We start from the raw sequence: 19,033 nt of genomic DNA, 5'->3' as shown, positions 1-19,033 counted from the left end.
GTGTTAAAATAGAAGTTAGTACGAAAACTAACAAACTAGAGAGAGTGATTATCATGAACATTAAAAAGATTACCCAACTGGCAATGTTAACCTCCCTTGGGTTAGCTATGCATATTATAGAATCCTTTATTCCGAATCCCTTTGTTGGCATGGCTCCTGGAGCCAAGCTGGGACTGGCTAATATTATTGGGTTAATAACCCTGGTATTGTTTGGATTGAAATATGCACTGGGAGTCAATTTATTAAGGTGTTTTTTAGGTACCCTTGCCACCGGAGCAGTTACTTCAATGATATACAGTATGTCAGGGGCATTGGTTAGTACCCTTTTAATGTATCTTGTTTTTCGATATTTTAACAAGACCTTTAGTTTAGTAGGTGTCAGTATATTTGGTGCCCTGGGCCATAATATCGCCCAGATGACTGTGGCCAGTGCCATGATTAGCAATGTTCGTATTTTTTCCTATTTACCCTTTATGATGCTGGCAAGTATCATAACCGGAATTTTTATCGGAATTACTGCCAACTTCACCATGTCCAAAACCAAAGCCCATTTTACTCAAATTATGGGAATTTAATATCAATATATAAGCAATAAGGGGGAAGTCTATTTATGAGCAGATACCGTAATCCTTGGTTACTAATTTTATTATTGATTACTGGTGTTGTATTGGGGAGTTTAATTGGTACCTCTTTGGGAAAGACAATCCCATTGTTGTCCTATGGCCCTGGCCCCCTGGGCTTAAATCAATTTGAAGTAAATCTAGGTGTTATATATTTTAATTTATCGCTGCTGATTGAAATTAATCTATCTAGCTTAATTGGGCTATTATTGGCAATTTTAATTTTTAACAGATTGTAGGTGAAGAAATGACAAAGTTAGTTTTAGCTTCCCAATCTCCAAGAAGAAAGGAATTGTTGGAGAACCTGGGAATTGCTTTTGAGGTAATGGTTAGGGAAACCCAGGAAGACATGACCAGTAATATAGATCCTGTTCAGTTGGCTGTTGGCAATGCGGTTCAAAAAGCCAGGGCATTGCTGCCTTTACTAAACCAAGAGGCAATTATATTGGCTGCCGATACCATCGTTTTTAAGGAAGGAATTATGGGAAAACCCAAAAATGAAACCATTGCTTTGGATATGCTACGGTTATTATCTGGTGAGAAGCATGAGGTCATTACCGCCATAGCCATGATTGACTGGCCCGGTGGAAAGGAAGTTACAGCCGCTGCTACCACTGAGGTGTTTTTTAAAAAACTTAATGAAGCAACGATTAAGGACTATATCGACAGCGGTGAGCCCATGGATAAGGCTGGTGCCTATGGTATTCAGGGGCGGGCTGCTTTATTTGTTGAGAAAATAATAGGTGATTACTACAATGTAGTTGGTCTACCTCTTTTCAAAATAGAAGAAATGCTAAATCACCATTTTCATAAAAGCCTATTGACTGATTTTCGAAAATAGTGGAGGTTCAAAGGATGACAAAGGAAATGACCACAATTAAGATGTTACCTCAGGAGGAACGTCCCAGGGAAAAACTGTTAAGTAGTGGTACCAGGAAGCTTTCCAATGCAGAGCTGCTGGCCATATTGTTATCTACAGGAACAAGGAACGAATCTGCCATTGCCCTTGCTGAAAGGATATTATGTCACAGGACAGACGGACTGAGATTTCTAACAGATTGTACAGTTGAGGAGCTATGCGTAATCCGAGGAATAGGATTGGCCAAGGCCTCCCAATTAATTGCCGCTGTTGAGCTTGGAAAGCGTATAGCATTAGCTTCAAAGGCAAATAATTATAGAATAAAGACTCCAGATGATGTAGGAAAACTGCTGATGGAGGATATGAGGTACTTAACGAAGGAGTATTTTAATATTATATTGTTAAATACCAAAAACGAAGTTATTTCTGTTGAAAATATTTCTATTGGCAGCTTAAATGCCTCCATTGTACATCCAAGGGAGGTATTTGTCAGGGCCATTAAACGAACCAGCTCTGCCATTATTTTGGTTCACAACCATCCTAGTGGCGATCCCACTCCCAGTCAAGAGGATATTAATATCACCAGACGGCTTCAGGAGGCTGGTCAATTAATTGGAATATCAGTCTTAGATCATGTAATTATTGGAAATGGTACTTATATTAGTTTAAAGGAAAAAAGCTTAATGTAGAGGAAGGAGCAGAATGAATGGGACTTTTAAATTTCTTTTCAAAGGATATGGGAATAGATTTAGGTACTGCAAATACACTGGTGTATGTAAATGGTAGGGGGGTTGTTTTGAGGGAACCCTCTGTTGTGGCCATTCAAAATGATACAAAAACAGTTTTGGCAGTGGGGGAAGAGGCCAAAAAAATGATCGGTAGAACCCCAGGAAACATAGTTGCCATTCGACCCATGAAGGATGGGGTCATTGCAGATTTTGACGTAACCCAAAGCATGCTTAAATATTTCATTAGAAAGGCCTATGGCAAGCGTACTTTGGTTCAGCCCCGGGTAGTGGTATGTGTGCCGTCGGGGGTTACTGAGGTGGAAAAACGAGCTGTCGAGGAGGCTGCTTACCAGGCAGGGGCCAGGGAGGCTTACTTGATTGAAGAACCTATGGCTGCGGCCATTGGAGCAGGTTTACCTGTTGAGGAGCCCACCGGAAGCATGGTAGTTGATGTGGGTGGCGGTACCACCGAAGTGGCCATCATATCCCTGGGGGGAATCGTAACAGCCAAGTCAATCCGAGTGGGGGGCGATGAGCTGGATGAATCGATTATGAATTACATTAAGCGAGAGTATAATTTAATGATTGGGGAAAGAACTGCTGAAGAGGTAAAAATTACAATCGGATCTGCCTTTCCCAAAGCAAAGGAAGAAAAAATGAATATTCGTGGTAGGGATTTGGTGACAGGTCTGCCTAAAACTTTAGAAATTACATCGGCAGAAATTTTAGATGCTTTAAAGGAGCCGGTCAGCCAAATTATTGATGCTATCAAATATACCCTTGAAAAGACCCCACCTGAGCTGGCGGCAGATATCATGGAAATAGGAATTATGCTTACTGGTGGAGGAGCCCTGTTGGATGGCTTGGACAGTCTTGTCAAGAATGAAACAGGGATGCCTGTCAGAATAGCAGAGGAGCCACTGGATTGCGTTGTGTTAGGTACGGGAAAAACAATTGAAGAATTAGACACATTAAAAAGAGTATTAATCACACCAAAGAAATTAGGGTAAAGTTGGTGAGTTAAGTGGCTAGAAGAGACTCGAAGGATCGGTCGGCAATGATAGTGGCTGCTGTTGCTATCATTCTCATTATTGTTATGGGTATAACAGCAGGGCAAAGACAAAATATTACGGCAGTAGAAAAATGGATTGGCAATATCATATCACCAGTACAAAACGTTGTTAATACTGGAGCCGGCAAAATCAGTGAAGGGTTTCGGTCTGTATTTAGTATGGGGCAAATTAAAAGAGAAAACGAAGCGCTGCTTCAACAAATAGAGACCCTTCAACAGGAGGTAATTGAATATCGCCTTGAGAGAGATGAACTGGAAGAATTGAGAGATTTAAGGTATGCATTAAATTACCATGAAGAGGATACCCCTATGGATATAATCACTGCCGATGTGATTGCCAAGACCCCCGATAGTTGGTTCAATATTTTCACCATTAATGTAGGTGAAAATCAGGGAGTGACTGTTGACAGCATTATTTTATCTTCAAATGGCCTGGTGGGAAAAGTTTATGAAGCTGGAGGCAGCTGGTCAAAGGTGATTTCGATTATAGACAACAACAGTTCCGTTAGTTTTCAGGTCTTGCGTGATGCCAATTCCCAAGGAATTTTAAGCGGCAGTATTGATTTTGAAGTTTCTGGTTATCTTTTTGACCCCTTGGCTGAAGTGGTGGTAGGAGATAAGCTCATTACCTCTGGTCTTGGAAATTACCCCAAGGGAATCCCCATCGGAGAGGTGGTGGAGGTTGGAAAGACCAATGATCAATTACTAAAAACAGTCAAGGTGGCACCGGCAGTAAACTTTAATCGTATGAGCAGAGTCTTGGTCATGACACCAAAGTCTGTTGATGAATAAATAAAGGGGAAAATACAGTGAAGGCTTTTGTTATCAGTATGATTGTGCTGCTTAATTTAATATTGCAATCTACACTTTTCCAGTACTTTGAGATTTATGGAGTCGTTCCTAATACAGCTTTGATTTTGGTTATTTCTTTAGCTGTATATAACGGGAAGATAAAGGGCGCAGGGATCGGCTTTGTGGTAGGCCTGCTGCAGGATATCATTTTTGGAAGAATGATTGGATTAAATGCCCTGGTATATATGCTGACAGGCTATGGAGTAGGGCTCTTAAATAAAAATGTCTTTAAAGATAATCTGTTAATTCCTTTTTCCTTAACCGCTGTATCAACAGTGTTTTATGAAAGTATTAACCTGCTTTTACTTTTCTTTATGGGATATAAATTTGAGCTTTTAAGTTTTTTTAAAAAAATGCTGATGGTAGAAGTACTCTATAATTCTATTGTCTCTATTTTTGTATATATTTATGTATCAAAATTATATCAATCAAAGCTGATGAAAAAACGCTATTGAATGGGGGGGGAAATATGTGGATAAAAAAATTAAAAGATCGCTATACGGTAACCTTTATAGCCTTTATGCTGGTCTTTAGTGTAATTATCTTTAGGCTTGCCTCTATCATGATAGTAGATGGGGAAAGCTACAGGGAAGAGGCAGAGAATAGAATCTTAAAAAGCATTCCCTTAACTGCAGCCCGAGGAGAAATCAGAGATCGATATGGCCGCCTGCTGGCCGGCAATAGGCCTAGCTTCACTGTCCAAATCATAAAGAATGAGATTGTAGACAGTGAGATTAACGAGGTAGCTCTGAAACTGATGGATATCTTTATTCAAAATGGAGATGCCTATGTCGATGAGTTTCCAATTAAAATTGATGAAAATGGAAATTACTACTTTACATACGATTTAGAGATAGAAAAATGGAAGATTAATAATAACATTCCCTTGGAGGCCACTGGAGCAGAAACCTATGAAATACTTTTTGAACGCTATGGAATTGAAGCAGAAGACCCTGCCGAGGCCCAGCAGCAGCTTCTGCAGCATATGTCCTCAGTTCCGGTATCAATTCTAACCTGGAAGTATACAGATCAGATGAAGAAGGAAAGCTGGCTGACGACTCACCGTATCACAGATTTTGAAATTACAGCCGAAGAGGCATTTCATCATGCTAGAGAAAAATATTATAAAATTCCCGAAACCTATTCCGTAGAAGAAGCCCATAGAATCATGATTATTCGGGAGCAATTAAATAAATCCGGTTATTTACAGTTTCAGCCCATTAGAATTGCCCACGATGTAGCTGAACAAACGGTAATTCAAATTGAAGAAAATATACTGGATTTGCCTGGGGTCAATGTTTCAGTGGAGCCAATACGGTATTATCCAGAGGGAGAAACTGCTGCCCACATTTTAGGAACCCTGGGAAAAATATCACAGCAAAATGAAATAGACTATTTCATTAAGGAATTGGGCTATAATCCCAGTGATATTATTGGAAAAACTGGAATAGAACATAGCTTTGAGGAAACCCTGAAGGGAACCGACGGTTCACAGAAAGTGATTGTTGATTCCAGGGGACGACCCATCAGTGTAGTGGAAAGGGAGGAGCCTGTTCCAGGGGATACCCATTATCTGACCATCGATATGAACCTTCAGAAGAAGGCCCAGGAAGTATTAAAAGAGGTTTTGGAAACCATACAGGTGGGAGGAACCTATACAACCCAGTGGGGCAGCAATAGGCTGTCAGGCAGTAAAGGACCTATGAAAAATGCCACATCGGGATCGGTAGTGGTGATGGATGTTAAAACAGGTGAAATTTTGGCCCTGGCCAATTATCCTGCCTATGATCCTAATCTTTTTGCCACCGGAATCAGCCTTGAAGACTGGAATAAGCTGTTGCCAGAAAATGATCGTGACCCTCTGGCGCCCAGACCCCAGTTAAATATAGCCCTAAGCACTGCCATACAGCCTGGCTCTACCTTTAAAATGCTGGTAGGAATTGCAGCCCTGGAGCAGGGTCTGAGTCCCAATTATGAAATATATGATAAGGGGGCCATTCGAATTGGGGGTCACTCCTTCGGAAACTGGCTATATAACCAGGGCAGTGGAACCATGGGCTGGCAAAATCTATATGAGGCTATTGCCCAGTCCAATAACTTTTATTTTTATTCCCTGGGTACTGGCTATGATCATGGTATTGAAAGACGGTTACCTGTTCCCATGGATGTTCATAAAATTATTGATTACAGCCACCGTTTCGGTCTTAATGATCGAACCGGCATTGAAATCGAAGTGCCCAGGGAACGATCAGGTGGGGTACCTAGCCTTGAGAATAAAACCAGAACCATTAAAGCCCTCTTAAAGCGCTATTTAGAAAGGCAGTTGACGGTAGCCAGCTTTGATGATACCGTGGAGCCGCCATCTCAGGAAAGGCTTGATGAAATTATAGAAGAAATCATAGGCTGGACAGAGGAGAACCCTTCCAGAGGGGTGATTTATAACCGTCTGCTGGAAATGGGAATAAAGACAGATGTGGTTAACCTGTTTGCCGATGTAATTAAATATAACTATTTTATGCAGGCCAGTTGGAGCATAGCCGATACCATGAACTTCTCTATCGGTCAGGGAGAGCATTCCTACACACCACTGCAAATGGCAAATTTTATGGCGATTCTTGCCAATGGAGGCTATCGTAACCGTGTGAGTGTTCTGCAAAAAATTCAAAGCTATGACGGTTCCGTTGTAAAGGAAGATCCCCCGGAATTAATTGAACGGGTAGAGATGAATGACTATAATAATATCAATGAAGTGAATTACGGGATGCATCAAGTAACCACAACGGGTACGGCAAGAAATTATTTTACCAACTTCCCTATAAAGGTAGCGGCTAAAACCGGGACTGCCCAAAGATCAGGGAAAATACCACCGTTGGATGAGGTTCAATATATGCTCAGCCATCTGAAGAGCTTTGGCGTTAACGAGCAGGCGGTTTATGAGCGAATGGAGCTGCTGAGGGAAGAAAACAAGGATGATAAGCTCTATTTAGATGATGCCTATGCTATGCGTGAGGCAATAAAAGATTTGAATCCAAAAATAAAAAATGCTGATATCGATCAATTTAAAGCAGATTATGATAACTATGCCTGGTTTACCGGATTTGCACCCTATGAAAACCCTGAAATAGCCATTTCGGTGCTGATTTTTCAAGGGGGTTCCGGAGGGTATGGAGCGCCCATCTTTAGGGAAATTGTTGCTGAGTATATGGGCCTTAACCTAACAGATGACAACAATGAAGCAATAATAGATAACAGACTGACCCGATAGGGTTGGTCTGTTATTTTGCCATTAGAAGGAGCATATTACCGAAGTTTTTTGAACTGATAAGAAGGATTTAAACAATAGATGGAGAATGTTATAGAATGTGTAATGTAGTGGAATTTTTAGTTGGAGGTAGAAACAGATGCCCCAGGGAAATGCAATCGAGTTTAAAGGCACAAAAAATGGCATATATGTTTTAATCAAACAGCAGCTTAATGACTATGAATCAATTAAAAATGAATTAATTGCACGACTAGAAAAAACCAAATCCTTCTTCACCGGGGCAAAAATTTTGGATATACAGTGTGATATTCTTTCCACTGATGAAAAGAAAAAATTAGAGACCCTGATGAAGGATCGATACAATATGGAAATTGTTAAGGGACCTATCCATGACATACCAAAAAGGGAAGTGGTTTTTGAAGGAATTTATGAAGGAAAAACCAAGTTTATAGAAGGTACCATTCGATCTGGTCAAATTATTAATTATGAAGGCAATGTTGTCATCGTGGGAGATGTGAATCCGGGAGCTCAAATAACAGCCCATGGAAATATCGTAGTAATGGGCAGCCTCAGGGGAATAGCCCATGCCGGCAGCAACGGAAATCAAGAGGCCTTTGTTGTTGCCAATTATCTTGATCCCACGCAGCTTAGGATTGCAGAGTTAATTGCCAGATCTCCCGACGGAAATTATGAGAAGCCCAAGGGGCCGGAATTAGCCCGGGTACGAGATAATATCGTCATCATAGAACCATATTTATCAAAAAAGTAAAAAGAAGGACAGGTTAGGGGGTTAAATAATGTCAGAAGTAATTGTAGTGACATCTGGAAAGGGTGGCGTTGGTAAAACCACTACCACAGCCAATTTAGGGACAGGCCTGGCTCAATTGGGCTACAAGGTCGTTGTGGTAGATGCAGATATTGGTTTGAGAAATCTCGATGTGGTAATGGGGTTAGAAAACAGAATTGTATATGATATTGTCGATGTGGTGGAAGGTGTTTGCAGAATAAAGCAGGCTTTAATTAAAGATAAGCGATACGATGGTCTGTACCTGTTGCCGGCGGCCCAAACCCGAGATAAAAATGCGGTGACACCAGAGCAAATGCAAAAGCTGACCATTGAGCTAAAGGAAATGTTTGACTATATCATTATCGATTGTCCGGCGGGTATTGAACAGGGCTTTAAAAACGCTATTGCCGGTGCAGATCGGGCAATTGTTGTCACCACACCAGAAATTTCTGCGGTTCGAGATGCAGATCGAATTATCGGTTTATTAGAGGCCGCTGAGATCAGAAATCCCCTGTTAATCATCAATCGAATTCGAATTGAAATGGTAAAAAAGGGTGATATGATGAACATTGATGACATGATTGATATTCTCGCCATTGATCTATTAGGCGTAGTACCGGATGATGAGTCAATTGTTATTTCCACCAATAAGGGTGAGCCTGTGGTAACAGACCCCAATTCCATTGCAGGTCAGGCCTATCGAAATATAACCAAACGTATTCGTGGTGAAGAGGTTCCCTTTGTTAATATGGAAAGTGAGGATGGCTTTGTCGCTAAACTGAGAAAGATATTTGGCTTTGGTAAATAAAAAGAGTATGAAAGGAGGAGGATGAGATGGATTTATTTAAATTGTTTTCGAGAGACAGCGGCACCAGTAAGGAGGTTGCTAAGGAGAGACTGAAATTGGTACTGGTTCACGATCGCACAAATTGCTCCCCTCACTTTCTTGAAATGGTGAAGGAGGATATTATTAAGGTGATTTCCGATTATATGGAAATTGATGAAGATGGCCTTAATATTAAAATCACCAAGACAAAGCGTGATTATGATGATAGTAGCATTCCTGCCTTGGTTGCTAACATTCCAATCAAGAAAATGAAGGATAGAGGTCGATCAATCTAAAATGCAGGAGGGGAAGTCATGAATATTGCACTCATCGCCCATGATCAAAAAAAGGATTTAATTGTTAGCTTTGCCACTGCCTACGAAGGGGTGCTGGGAAAACATACACTTTATTCAACGGGAACAACAGGAAAAAGGATTATGGAAGCAACCTCATTAAAGATTCACCGCTTTCAATCAGGGCCCTATGGCGGTGATCAGCAAATTGGTGCCGAAATAGCCAAAAACAACATGGATCTGGTGATTTTTTTAAGGGATCCCATGACTGCACAGCCCCATGAACCTGATATTCAAGCCTTAATACGTCTATGCGATGTTTATATGATACCTGTCGCTACCAATATCGCAACAGCAGAATTGTTGATTAAGGGTTTGGAACGGGGAGATTTACAATGGAGACAATACATGAAACAAAATCAATCGTGATTAATTTTCAAGCCCTAACAAAGTCCCCTAGCTTTAAAGCAATGGTATTGTGCCGTTTTGCTTATCCAGGTTGGGGGGCTTTTTTTATTGGATATATATAACAGTTGGCCTTCTCTATCATCCCTCTCAGTAATAAAATAGGCCCTTAAACAATATATTATACTAAATGCACACCAAAGGAGAGGGAGATAATGAGTTTGACGAACAAAAATAGACCTGTAGGTTTCTTTGGAAACCAAAATCTAAAGGAAAGTCGTTTTTTAGAATTTAATATTGAAGATTGGCTTAGAAAGACACTAATACAGGCTATTGCGTGTACCCTATTGTTTTTTGGCCTTCTTGGCATGAAGTATTTAGATAACACCTTAACCAATCGTTGGATAGAAGAGATATCATATATAACTAATAAGCCCTTTCACTTATCTGAGGGATTAAGTACGCTGAAGAATTGGGGTGAGGTGGCAAAAACCAAGGGAGAGGCAGTAATAGAAACGCTACAAATAGGGGGCTCGTTGGGATTTAATTTTTCCCAACCCATCAATGGCGATGTATTGGCTGGATTCCAGGAGGAAAATCCCATTAACGGACAAATTTTAAAGGGTATTCTTTTTGAAGCCGACCCTGGTGAGCCGGTTTTTGCCAGTGAAGAGGGGGTAGTGGTGGAGATCAGCTCCAATCAAGCACTGGGGTACTATATGGTTATCAAGCACCGCGGGGAATTTATTTCAGTTTATAAATATTTAAATCAACCATTATTGGAAATAAACAGCAAGGTGGTCAAGGGGCAGGCCATTGCAGAAGCATCAGATAAACTATTATTTGAAATATGGGAGCGTAAGGAAGCTCAGGATCCAACCCAATTTATGGATTTTGGTAAAGTAAAGCTATAATGAATGTGGTTGAAAAAATGAGAAGCATAACCCTATTGGGCATAAAAGTGAAGATAAACCTGCTGTTAATACCGATTTTAGCCCTGAGTATATTGGGTGGCTACTATAAAGAGCTGTTAATTACCTTTCTATTGGTATTCATTCATGAGATGTCCCATTGTAGAGTCGCCCAGTATTATCAAATACCAATACAGGAAATTGAATTGTTTCCCTTTGGCGGGGTAGTAAAAACAGAAGAAAATTTAGGGGCCGAGCCCCTTAAGGAAATATTAATTGCCTTGGCGGGCCCCCTTAGCAACTTTATCATGTTAGCCATAGGCTATTTTTTAATGGCAATTCTCCCTCTGGAAGGCGATCTTATCAATATATTCTTGCTAGCCAATTTAATTATGGGAGCCTTTAACCTGCTTCCCATATTGCCCTTAGACGGGGGCAGGGTATTAAGGGGGGTAATTAGCTATCATTGGGGCATTAAAAGGGCTACCAACATTACCATTATAATTGGCAAGACGTGTACCATCCTATTATTGTTTAAAGGCTTAATATTAACCCTGGAAGCTATAGAGAATCTTTACCTGCTATTATTACCGATCTTTTTGTATGTTAGCCTCCACCAAGAGCGAAAAATGGTTATTTTCTTGTATTTTAAAGATGTTTTAAGGAAAAAGTCAAAGCTGGAAGAAAGGGGTATTATGAATAGTCGTTACTTAACTGTAATGGACAATGTTAATCTAAATAAAGTGCTTCATGAATTTTGTTCCGGTAAATATCACTTTGTTTCAGTAATCAATAAAGAAGGAAGATTTATAGGCACCCTGACAGAAACCGAGGTATTGGAGGCCCTTGGCCGACATGGCAATCATATGACCATAGGTACCTTAATAAATATTACAAAAAATCAAGAAGAAAGTCAGCAATAAATATTTTCAAACTATTTATGTTATCATATACTTATAAGAGGTCTAATGAAAACAAAGGTGAAATTTGAATGGAGGATCACAAATGAATCGAGTTGAAATATACGATCTGTTATTTAAGGTTGAAAAGCCTGCACGATATTTGGGAAACGAACTAAACAGTATCCACAAAGAGGTAGCTGGGGATACTGTTCGTTTTGCTTTTTGCTTTCCTGATATCTATGAAATTGGTATGAGCCATTTAGGCATGCAGATCATTTACCATTTGTTAAATAAAGAGAATTATGTCTACTGTGAAAGGGTATTTGCCCCTGCCGTAGATATGGAAGCAGAAATGAGAAAGCATCAGATTCCCCTTTTTGGTTTAGAGAGCCGTGAACCCATTAAAAATTTCGATTTTATTGGCTTTACGCTTCAATATGAATTAAGCTATACGAATATATTAAATATGCTTGATCTAGCCGGTATTAAAATCCTTTCTCGAGATCGCAGTGAAACAGACCCCTTGGTAATTGTAGGCGGCCCCTGTAGCTATAACCCAGAGCCCCTTGCAGACTTTGTTGATATTGTCATATTGGGAGAGGCTGAGGAGGTTTTACCGGAGATTATGGAAATATACTATCAAATGAAGCAGTCCAATTATTGTAAAAAAAGCTTCCTTGAAAAAATTGCTGCTTTACAGGGTGTTTACATACCTGCATTTTATGCTGTGGAGTATGAGGAAACAGGGGAAATCAGCCGATTTTACCCGATCAATGAAAATGCCCCTGCAAAGGTAAAAAAACGTATCGTCAAGGATTTAAACCAGGCCTTTTACCCCGAAGAGCTTATTGTACCTTACTTGAATGTAGTCCATGATCGGGTGATGCTGGAGGTTTTCAGGGGGTGTACCAGGGGATGCCGATTCTGCCAGGCTGGAATTATCTATCGTCCAGTTAGAGAAAAGGGCTTTGATCGACTGCAGGATTTAGCTCAGAAGCTACTGGCCAGCACAGGCTATGAGGAAATCTCTCTTTCTTCCCTAAGCACCAGCGATTATTCTGAGCTTGAAAGGCTGGTCAGACATTTAATAGATCAGTACTCCGATGACAAAATAGGTATTTCCTTGCCATCCCTTAGACTCGATAACTTTACCTTTGAATTAATTCAAGAGATACAAAAGGTTAGAAAAACTGGTTTAACCTTTGCTCCAGAGGCAGGAACCCAAAGATTAAGGGATGTAATTAATAAGGGACTAACTGCTGATGATCTAATTAAGGCCACTGAAAAGGCCTTTTCATTAGGGTGGACCAGTGTCAAGCTCTACTTTATGATCGGCCTGCCGACAGAAACCCTTGATGATCTGGATGGTATTCAGCAATTGGCCTATCAGGTATTGGATGTTTACTATCAGACTGATAAAGAAAAACGAGGAAAGGGTGTTAATATCACCGTAAGTGCCTCAACCTTTGTGCCAAAGCCCTTTACGCCCTTTCAGTGGGAGCCCCAGGATTCCCTGGAGGAAATCCATCATAAGCAAAGACATTTGGTGGATAAACTGAAACGAAAAAATATCACCTTTAATTATCACGATTCAAAAACCAGTATGCTGGAGGGGGTCTTTGCCCGGGGCGATCGCAGGCTATCTAAGGTATTGGCCCAGGCCCTGGAGGCTGGCTGTAAATTCGATGGCTGGGGAGAGCATTTCAGCTTTACCCGATGGATGGAGGTCTTTGAAAGCTGTGGTATTGACCCTGCCTTTTACGCCAATCGAAGGAGAGCTTTTGATGAGATTTTGCCCTGGGATCACATCGATGTGGGGGTGACTAAGTCCTTTTTAATAAGAGAAAATGACAAAGCCAAGGCAGCTCAATTAACGGTCGATTGCAGGAGTCACTGTTCGGGCTGTGGCATAAATCAAGGGTTAATAGGAGGAATCTGCTAATGGTGAAGATACGCTGTCAATTTAGTAAAACAGGTGATCTGATTTTCATTTCTCATCTGGATTTAGTCAGATTATTTGAAAGGGCCATGAGACGCAGTAAGCTTCCAATATCCTACAGTCAAGGCTTTAATCCACACCCCATTATGGCCTTTGCCACTGCATTGGGAGTGGGTGTATCCAGTGATGCTGAATATGTAGATTTACAATTGGAAAAGGAAATTGATCCAAAGGAATTTACAGATCAATTGAATGCCGTGATGCCGCCAGGGCTAAGAATGTTAAAATGCAAATATATTGAACCCTCTGCTGAGTCACTAATGGCTATATTAAAGCGTTCCATCTATTTAATCAGGGTGCAGCTAACTGCTGAGATGGATCAACAAACTTTTGAGGAAAGGCTAAATAATTTTCTAGCGCTGGATTCCATCATAGAAGTAAAGGAGAAAAAGAAAAAGGGAAAGCATCGAAGAAGAGCGGAAAATACATTGCAGGAAATCAATATACGGAATTGGATTCATGAAGCTACACTTTTTTCGCTAACTAGCAAAGAATTAATTATTAGAGCCAATTTATCGACCGGTAGTGTTGGAAATCTAAAGCCTGAGGTTCTAATGGCCAAGCTGAAGGAATTATGTGAGATACCAATAGACTTAGAGACCATACGGATTAATCGCCTGGCATTATTAAAGGAAGAAGCCGGTCAGTTTATTCCCTTAATGGATTAAAAGCATAGAAGTTGGGAGTTGGGTTTATGAATCGAATAGTAGTAGATGTGGGAATCACGGAAACAAGATTGGCCTTTCTGGAGGAAGACGAGCTGGTGGAGTTATATATCGAGAGAAAGAACCAGAAACGACTGGTGGGAAATATCTACAAGGGGCGTGTAACCAATGTGCTTCCGGGGATGCAGGCTGCCTTTGTCGATATTGGTCTGGAAAAAAACAGCTTTCTTTATGTGAAGGACGCCATTCCCCAGGATTCGTCAACTGAGGTCAATGAAGTATCAATTAAGGAGGTCCTTAAGGCTGGTCAAGAAATTATGGTCCAGGTAATTAAAGAACCCATTGGCTCTAAGGGAGCCAGAGTTACCACCCATATTACCCTTCCGGGCCGATATTTAGTTTTGATGCCTGATACGGACTATGTAGGAATTTCCAGAAGAATTGGTGATGAAAAGGAACGGGAGCGGTTAAAAAAAGAAATTGAAGAGATTAAGCCTGGTAAAATGGGCGTCATTGTCCGCACTGTGGCTGGGGGGAAGACCAAGGAAGATTTTAAGGATGATATTAAGTTTTTACTGAGGCTGTGGCAGAAGATAGAGAAGGATAAAAAACTGGGCTTTGCTCCAAGGCTAATTTATAAAGATTTTGACCTGATCAATCGAACCATACGGGATGTATTTAATCAAGATATTGATCAGTTTATTATCAATGATCAAGAGGAATACCATCGATCAATGGAACTGGTTGAACTGATTTCTCCTCACCTTAAGGAGCGCCTTGTCTATACCGATGATATAGACATATTTGAGGAGTTTCAAATTGAGGGGCAAATCACAAAGGGAATCTCCAGAAAAATATGGCTAAAAAGCGGTGGCTATATTATTATTGATACCACCGAGGCGTTGACAGTGATAGATGTTAATACCGGCAAATATGTGGGCAGTATAGATCTAGAGGATACGGTTTTTAAGACCAATGCAGAGGCTGCTGTGGAAATTGCCAAGCAGTTAAGGCTTAGGGATATAGGTGGAATCATTATTGTAGATTTTATTGATATGACCAGCGAAGCTGATGGTTTGGAAATCATGAAGATGTTGGAAAAGTCCTTAAGTAAAGACAGAACTAAAACCAAAATATTGGGGATGACTCAATTGGGCTTGGTGGAGATCACCCGAAAAAAGGTAAGGCAAAGGCTTGATTTTCAATTGTTAAAGAAATGTGACTGTTGTGAGGGTACCGGTAAGGTATTATCAGAATATATGATGCTTCAAAAAATCGAAAAGCAGCTGAAAAGAATAAAAGCCCATACCAGTTGTGAGGGGGTTATCTTTGAGATCCACCCCCTGGCCCTTAAGGCTTTACAGGAAGAAAAGCTTCTGCTGGAGGAAATCGAAAGGCAAACTGAAATCAAACTATATTTTTTGCCAAATGAAAAAATGCATATCAATGAATTAAATAGAAAAATTATGGGCAGTATCAAAATAATAGAGGAGCATTTACGGTCGGTCAATAATAATATAAAGGCTTGACAACAACAGATTACTGTGATAACATATATTTCTGTAGGTAGCCGCACGGATCGGGTTTTAAAACGTAAGTACCTGGTATTCGGCGAGACTGGGTTGAGGAGGTGTAATAAATGTACGCAATTATTGAAACTGGTGGTAAGCAATACAGAGTTCAAGAAGGTGACACATTATTTGTTGAAAAGCTGGATGCAGCTGAAGGTGATGTAGTTACAATTGACAGTGTGTTGGCAGTATCTAAGGATGGTAATGTAACCTTCGGTACTCCTGTTGTTGCAGGAGCAAAGGTTGAGGCTAAGGTTTTAGCCCAAGGAAAGGCAAAGAAAGTTATTGTCTTCAAGTATAAGCCAAAGAAAGATTTTAGAAAAAAGCAAGGTCATAGACAGCCATACACAAAATTAGTCATTGAAAAAATCAATGCTTAGGTTGGAACAATGATAGATGTATTGATTGAACGAAATCATCAGGGTACCATTATAAGGTATGAGATTTCAGGTCATGCCAATGCTGCAGATCATGGTGAGGACATCGTATGTGCTGCCATATCGGTGCTAAGTCAGACTACGCTGTTGGCACTACATGAGATTGTAAAGATTGAAACGAACTATCAGGTTCGGTCTGGGTTTTTATCCTGCGAACTGCCTAAAATGATGAGCCAGGAGCAGCGGCAGCAGACAGAGCTGCTATTGGAAACTATGATATTAGGCATAAGGAATTTAATGATAAGCTATTCTGAATATATATCGCTTCATGACAAGGAGGTGTAAGTCATGTTATTTATCATGGATCTTCAGCTATTTGCCAGTAAAAAAGGGGTAGGTAGTTCTAAGAACGGCCGTGACAGTATTGCCAAAAGACTAGGAGTTAAAAGAGCCGATGGTCAATTTGTCAGTGCTGGCAACATTATCGTAAGACAAAGAGGAACTAAAATCCATCCAGGAAGTAACGTGGGAAGAGGTAGTGATGATACCCTTTTTGCAATGATTGATGGAGTGGTTAAGTTTGAAAGAAAAGGAAAAGATAGAAAGCAAGTAAGTATCTACCCTAGAGAGGCTTAATCGTGTTTTGTTAAACCGCCAATTTGATTGGCGGTTTTTTTATGATTTTTTATAACACCAACTCAGTTGGTGTTTTTTTTATAATTTATAGGAAAGTCAAACTTAATAAATTGAATAATAGAGAACGTATAGAGATTTGGTCTAATCTTAAGGAAGTTATTGCTTTGACCTCTTTTTTTTAACAAAAAACCATTATTTTTATAAAATTGGGAAATAAGTTCAAAAAAAATCGTTACAAGCAATTGCAAAATTTGCTAGTATTTGTTATAATTTGTTTTAATGAGACTTTAGACCTATATTATAAGGCTACAGTCCTAGTAAAAATGTGAATTTCTATATTTTTTTTGCCTGATGTGTAACAACTGCATGAATACAAAAATTAAATAGATTAATTTTATATACTATTATAAAAAATTATATAGTTAATTATTTAATTAAATTAAGTATTAAAGTTACAAAGACTATATTTTCAAAAATGCTTAATTGTTTAAATATAATTTTATTTAGAAATAAGGTGACATAATTGAAAAAATATTCCGTGTCAAATGATCCTGTTAAGGGTAGCGGTAGAATCAAAGATTCTTTATATGATGTTGAAACTGAATACATGACTTCTCTGCTGGCTGAGGGAGAGACTGATCCCCTGGAGGAAAAGGAAATTATTTTTGAACCTGGAGAGATACTACATGGCTTATATCAGGTTCAAAGGCTTTTAGGGGAAGGAGGAATGGGAAGGGTATATTTGTGCTTAAACCTAAAGCTGGGAAATCTCTGGGCGGTAAAGCATCTAAAGGCTTATAGGGGAGTAAAAAAAATCCCTGGAGAGGAAAATATTTTAAAACGATTGAACCATCCTTATTTACCCAAAATTGTTGATCGTTTTGAAGATGATACTGGCATCTATATTGTTGAAAGCTACGTAGAGGGGATTTCGCTAAATAAAAAGCTTGAATTGGAAGGCCCCTTTACGGAAAAACAAGTGGTCTCATGGTCAATGCAGCTGACTGATGCCCTGGAGTATCTTCATTCCATTAAGCCCTACCCCATCATATACCAAGACATGAAGCCCTCCAATATTATTATCACACCAGAAGATAAGGCGGTGATGATAGATTTTGGCGTTTCAACAGAATTTGCGGGAAAGGATCGTATAAGAAAATCGGTGGTGGGTATTACCAATGCCTTTGCTGCGCCGGAACAACACAGGGGAAGGGCAGACCCTCGTTCGGATATTTATAGTCTGGGGGTGATGCTATATTATTTATTAACGAAAAAGATACCGGTACAATGGCAAGAGGTTCATGGAATCATCAGTGAGGAAATGGAAGAAATATTGAAAAAATGCATAAAAGAAGCCCCTGACGAAAGATACCAATCCATTATAGAATTAAGAGGGGACTTAAATCAGCATTTTTTAATGCTGCAGGGGGTTAATCCCAAGGAAGATCCCAAGAAATATCATCATCCTTTGAGGAACTTCAAAAGGCTGATTCTGGTAATGAGTCCTGAAGCTGCTGGGAAAACCACTGTAGCGGTCAACCTGGCCTATGGTTTCAGTCAGCGATATATTAGGACTGCATTAATTGATACTGACCTGAAAAAGAAGGATATTTACTATCACTTTGATCAAGAATACAGTGAATGCCTATCGGGAATTAATCAAGAGAATTTTCTAGGCAGAGGCAAAAAAATTAATTCCTATTTAAAGGTCTATTCAGAGCATCGGGATGTAGAACTGAAAGTAGACTGGGAAGAGCTGTTGAATTTACTTAGTATAGCTAAAAATCATTCTCAAATGACCATTGTTGATCTGGGAAGCGACGTACCCCTTCAATTCCTAAATAAATTGATACTGTTTGCAGATGAGGTATTGCTGGTGGTGGATCAAAGAGTGGGCTTTTTAAACCGTTTGCAGGAATTTTTAAGGGGATTGGATTTACAGGGAAAGGATATTAACTTAGTTATTAATCGATATGTTGAAGGACTACCAATCAATCTCAGGCAGATAAAATCCATATGTAAAAGGGTGATTACAGAAGAAGAAAGCTATAGCATATCAATCAATCAAACCTTTCTTCTTCCAGATGACTATACTTCTATTGTAAAGGCCTTGGCCGACAGAAGGCCAGCTATTGAAATCAAAGATAATCTATTAATGGCAGCCTTTGATGAAATCATCCAGTATTATTTTCCTGAAGAAGAGAATCAAACAGAGGGGCTATTCAAACAAATAACAAAACTATTCGGCTTTTCCAATAAAGAGTAGGA

Annotated in this window: 21 protein-coding genes; all 21 read left to right on the top strand. The window is 39.8% G+C overall.

The window, feature by feature from the left end; translation table 11 throughout:
* The first annotated feature begins 53 nt into the window (after positions 1-53).
* Complete coding sequence (locus tag ACYQ1I_RS17300; protein ID WP_459767562.1) at positions 54-575, top strand: Gx transporter family protein; 522 nt, start codon at positions 54-56, stop codon at positions 573-575.
* 35 nt (positions 576-610) lie between these two features.
* A complete protein-coding gene (locus tag ACYQ1I_RS17295; RefSeq protein ID WP_459767560.1) occupies positions 611-859 on the top strand; it encodes a DUF4321 domain-containing protein in 249 nt (82 codons plus the stop codon).
* An 8-nt stretch (positions 860-867) separates the two neighbouring features.
* Positions 868-1,461, top strand: a complete 594-nt coding sequence (locus tag ACYQ1I_RS17290) for a Maf family protein (RefSeq protein ID WP_459767558.1) — start codon at positions 868-870, stop codon at positions 1,459-1,461.
* A 14-nt stretch (positions 1,462-1,475) separates the two neighbouring features.
* Positions 1,476-2,168 (top strand): RadC family protein, encoded by a 693-nt coding sequence (gene radC, locus ACYQ1I_RS17285; protein ID WP_459767556.1) that lies wholly within the window; start codon positions 1,476-1,478, stop codon positions 2,166-2,168.
* Positions 2,169-2,185: 17 nt separating this feature from the next.
* Positions 2,186-3,217 (top strand): rod shape-determining protein, encoded by a 1,032-nt coding sequence (locus ACYQ1I_RS17280; RefSeq protein WP_459767554.1) that lies wholly within the window; start codon positions 2,186-2,188, stop codon positions 3,215-3,217.
* A gap of 14 nt (positions 3,218-3,231) precedes the next feature.
* Positions 3,232-4,071, top strand: coding sequence for a rod shape-determining protein MreC (mreC, locus tag ACYQ1I_RS17275; protein ID WP_459767552.1), 840 nt, complete (start codon positions 3,232-3,234; stop codon positions 4,069-4,071).
* 17 nt (positions 4,072-4,088) lie between these two features.
* The gene (gene mreD, locus ACYQ1I_RS17270) at positions 4,089-4,586 is read left to right on the top strand and encodes a rod shape-determining protein MreD (protein ID WP_459767551.1); all 498 of its coding nucleotides are present in this window, start codon (positions 4,089-4,091) and stop codon (positions 4,584-4,586) included.
* 14 nt (positions 4,587-4,600) lie between these two features.
* The gene (locus tag ACYQ1I_RS17265) at positions 4,601-7,396 is read left to right on the top strand and encodes a penicillin-binding transpeptidase domain-containing protein (protein ID WP_459767549.1); all 2,796 of its coding nucleotides are present in this window, start codon (positions 4,601-4,603) and stop codon (positions 7,394-7,396) included.
* A 136-nt stretch (positions 7,397-7,532) separates the two neighbouring features.
* Entirely contained in the window at positions 7,533-8,162 is a 630-nt protein-coding gene (minC, locus tag ACYQ1I_RS17260) for a septum site-determining protein MinC (protein WP_459767547.1), read from the top strand.
* 28 nt (positions 8,163-8,190) lie between these two features.
* Complete coding sequence (minD, locus tag ACYQ1I_RS17255) at positions 8,191-8,988, top strand: septum site-determining protein MinD (protein ID WP_459767545.1); 798 nt, start codon at positions 8,191-8,193, stop codon at positions 8,986-8,988.
* Positions 8,989-9,014: 26 nt separating this feature from the next.
* The gene (minE, locus tag ACYQ1I_RS17250) at positions 9,015-9,302 is read left to right on the top strand and encodes a cell division topological specificity factor MinE (protein WP_459767543.1); all 288 of its coding nucleotides are present in this window, start codon (positions 9,015-9,017) and stop codon (positions 9,300-9,302) included.
* 18 nt (positions 9,303-9,320) lie between these two features.
* On the top strand, positions 9,321-9,728 hold the full coding sequence (gene mgsA / locus ACYQ1I_RS17245) for a methylglyoxal synthase (RefSeq protein ID WP_459767541.1): 408 nt from the start codon (positions 9,321-9,323) through the stop codon (positions 9,726-9,728).
* A 191-nt stretch (positions 9,729-9,919) separates the two neighbouring features.
* The gene (locus ACYQ1I_RS17240; RefSeq protein WP_459767540.1) at positions 9,920-10,618 is read left to right on the top strand and encodes a peptidoglycan DD-metalloendopeptidase family protein; all 699 of its coding nucleotides are present in this window, start codon (positions 9,920-9,922) and stop codon (positions 10,616-10,618) included.
* A 17-nt stretch (positions 10,619-10,635) separates the two neighbouring features.
* A complete protein-coding gene (locus tag ACYQ1I_RS17235) occupies positions 10,636-11,538 on the top strand; it encodes a site-2 protease family protein (protein WP_459767538.1) in 903 nt (300 codons plus the stop codon).
* Positions 11,539-11,620: 82 nt separating this feature from the next.
* Positions 11,621-13,459: a TIGR03960 family B12-binding radical SAM protein gene (locus tag ACYQ1I_RS17230; protein ID WP_459767536.1), complete on the top strand. Its 1,839-nt coding sequence runs from the start codon at positions 11,621-11,623 to the stop codon at positions 13,457-13,459.
* Positions 13,459-14,184 carry a TIGR03936 family radical SAM-associated protein gene (locus ACYQ1I_RS17225; RefSeq protein ID WP_459767534.1) on the top strand — a complete coding sequence of 242 codons (726 nt, stop codon included), beginning with the start codon at positions 13,459-13,461 and terminating at the stop codon, positions 14,182-14,184. Before ACYQ1I_RS17230 ends, ACYQ1I_RS17225 begins: the two co-directional genes overlap by 1 nt.
* A gap of 26 nt (positions 14,185-14,210) precedes the next feature.
* Entirely contained in the window at positions 14,211-15,710 is a 1,500-nt protein-coding gene (locus ACYQ1I_RS17220; protein WP_459767532.1) for an Rne/Rng family ribonuclease, read from the top strand.
* 110 nt (positions 15,711-15,820) lie between these two features.
* Positions 15,821-16,132, top strand: a complete 312-nt coding sequence (gene rplU, locus ACYQ1I_RS17215; protein ID WP_459767530.1) for a 50S ribosomal protein L21 — start codon at positions 15,821-15,823, stop codon at positions 16,130-16,132.
* Positions 16,133-16,141: 9 nt separating this feature from the next.
* Entirely contained in the window at positions 16,142-16,474 is a 333-nt protein-coding gene (locus ACYQ1I_RS17210) for a ribosomal-processing cysteine protease Prp (RefSeq protein WP_459767528.1), read from the top strand.
* A 3-nt stretch (positions 16,475-16,477) separates the two neighbouring features.
* Positions 16,478-16,765, top strand: coding sequence for a 50S ribosomal protein L27 (gene rpmA, locus ACYQ1I_RS17205; RefSeq protein ID WP_459767526.1), 288 nt, complete (start codon positions 16,478-16,480; stop codon positions 16,763-16,765).
* A gap of 523 nt (positions 16,766-17,288) precedes the next feature.
* A complete protein-coding gene (locus ACYQ1I_RS17200) occupies positions 17,289-19,031 on the top strand; it encodes a protein kinase domain-containing protein (protein ID WP_459767524.1) in 1,743 nt (580 codons plus the stop codon).
* Positions 19,032-19,033: the final 2 nt, after the last annotated feature.

The sequence above is a fragment of the Alkaliphilus crotonatoxidans genome, from assembly GCF_054658015.1.
The sequence above is the reverse complement of the archived record's forward strand: the minus strand, read 5'-3'. Positions and strand labels throughout refer to the sequence as shown.